Annotated in this window: 1 protein-coding gene; it reads right to left on the bottom strand. The window is 78.8% G+C overall.

What is annotated here, in order from left to right; all coding sequences use genetic code 11:
- On the bottom strand, positions 1 to 1,894 hold a 1,894-nt coding region (locus tag ACIQOV_RS39630), incomplete at both ends, for a LysM peptidoglycan-binding domain-containing protein (protein ID WP_401055763.1).

The raw sequence follows: 1,894 nt of genomic DNA, 5'->3' as shown, positions 1-1,894 counted from the left end.
GGTCCCGGGTGGTCTCGTCGGTGGCCGCCTGCCTCCCCTGCCCGTTGACGACGAACCGCGCCGGACCGGCCGGAACCGGCGCTGGGGCCGGAGCCGGGACCGCAGCCGAAGCCGCGGGCGGCAGGGCGGCGGGACCCGGAGCGGGCGTCACCGGATCGGTGCCCGCGAACGGGCTGGCCCCGGTGCCGATGACCCGGGCGAGCAGCCGCGGACCGGCGGCCGCGTCCGCGCCCTCCTCCGCCCCGCCGACCGAGGCCCCGACGGCCGAGGCCCCACCGACCGACAACCCGCCGACCGACAACCCGCCGACCGAAGCCCCGACAGCCGAAGCCCCGACGGCGGCCAGCACCGGTACGGCGGCCGGCAGTTCGGCGGTGTCGGGGTCGTCCTCCGGCCCGTCCAGGGTCCAGGCCGGGGCCGGGTGCTGGGTGGTGTCGTCGGCGGCCCGGAGCAGCTCGGCGACCTGGTCGTACTGGTGGCCGCTGAGCCGCTGGAGCTCGACCGTGAGGTGCAGGCCCGGGATCGCGGCCTGGCCGGAGGTCGGCAGGGTCCAGCGGGCGACCGGGCCGGTGCCGCGCTCGGGGGCGCGGGTGATGACGGCGACGCAGGTGCGCGGGCGGGCATCGAGCAGGCGTCCGAGCTCGGCCGGGACGTCCCCGCCGGGCTGGTGGGCGCAGAGCACGATCTCGGGCGTCCAGGACTCGTCGGCCTGGCCCCGGCTGCGGGCCTCGCGCGGGCTGGTGGCCTCGGCGGCGACCAGGGTGGCGCGGGCCTTGGCGGTGCGCGGGCCGAGGGCGGCGAGCGCGGCCTCCAGGGTGGGGTGGCGGTGCACCCGTTCGGCGGCCGGTCCGCTGATCGGCAGTTCCTCGGCGAGGTCCACCAGGTGCAGGTGGAGCCGGTCGGCCAGCGGGCTGTGGGCCAGTTCGATGGCGAGGGTGCGCAGCACGTCCCGGGCGTCGTCCGGGTGGCCGGACAGGTGGAGCAGCCGGACGGCCTCCAGGTCGGCGAGGACCACCGAGCCGTCCGGCGAGGTGCCGAGGGTGACCAGCGCGGGGTACGGCGCGGCGGTCCGCCGGGCCTGGCCGGGGCTGAGCAGGTCGCCCGAGTCGGCGCTGCACCACCACACGTTGGCGGCGTGCGCGGCGCGGAACGGCGCGATCGGGGTGGCCGGGCCGGACAGGTGCAGCTCAATGGTCTGGCCCTGGGTGATCCGGGCGGCGACGATGGCGGGCAGCCGCTTGCCGCCGCGCACGGTGTTGCGGGCCATGGTGCGCAGGGCGCGGTCCAGCAGTTCCAGTCCGGCCTGGTCCTGCCGGGCCATCAGCTCGTTCTCGAAGGCGGCGGCCTCGGCGTCGGGCATCGCGATGCGGTGCCGGGGGCGGCGGGCGCGCTGCTGGCCGCCGCGCTTGTGGGCGACGGCGCCGACCATGATGGCGGCGAGCAGGACGCCGACGGTGGAGGCCGAGAGCGCGACGGTGTAGTCGTCGCTGGGGGCCGGGTCGGCGTGCGCGGCGGGGGCGGGCGCGTGGGCCGGTGCGTGCGTGGGCGCGGGCGCCGGGGCCGACTGCGGCGTGCCCTGCGAGGGTGCGCCCTGCGCCGGGGCCTGGTCGGCGGGTGCCGGGGCCTGGTCGGCAGGAGCCGGTGCGGGCGCCGGCGCCGGTGCGGCACCTCCCGCCCCCGGCACCGTGAGCACCATCCCCGGCACCACCACGTCCGGGTCCGTCAGCTGCTCCCCGTCCGGGGCCTGCGCCCCCTTGTTCGCCTCGAACAGCTTCGGCCACTGCTCCCCGTCCCCCAGCTCCCGCTGGGCGATGGCCGACAGGCTGTCCCCGGCCTGGACGGTGACGGTCCGCTGCCCGCCCGATCCGCCCGCACCACCGGCACCACCGGGCCC

It is taken from the genome of Kitasatospora sp. NPDC091257, assembly GCF_044757675.1.
GTDB classification, from domain to species: Bacteria; Actinomycetota; Actinomycetes; order Streptomycetales; family Streptomycetaceae; genus Kitasatospora; species Kitasatospora lactacystinica.
The sequence above is the reverse complement of the archived record's forward strand: the minus strand, read 5'-3'. Positions and strand labels throughout refer to the sequence as shown.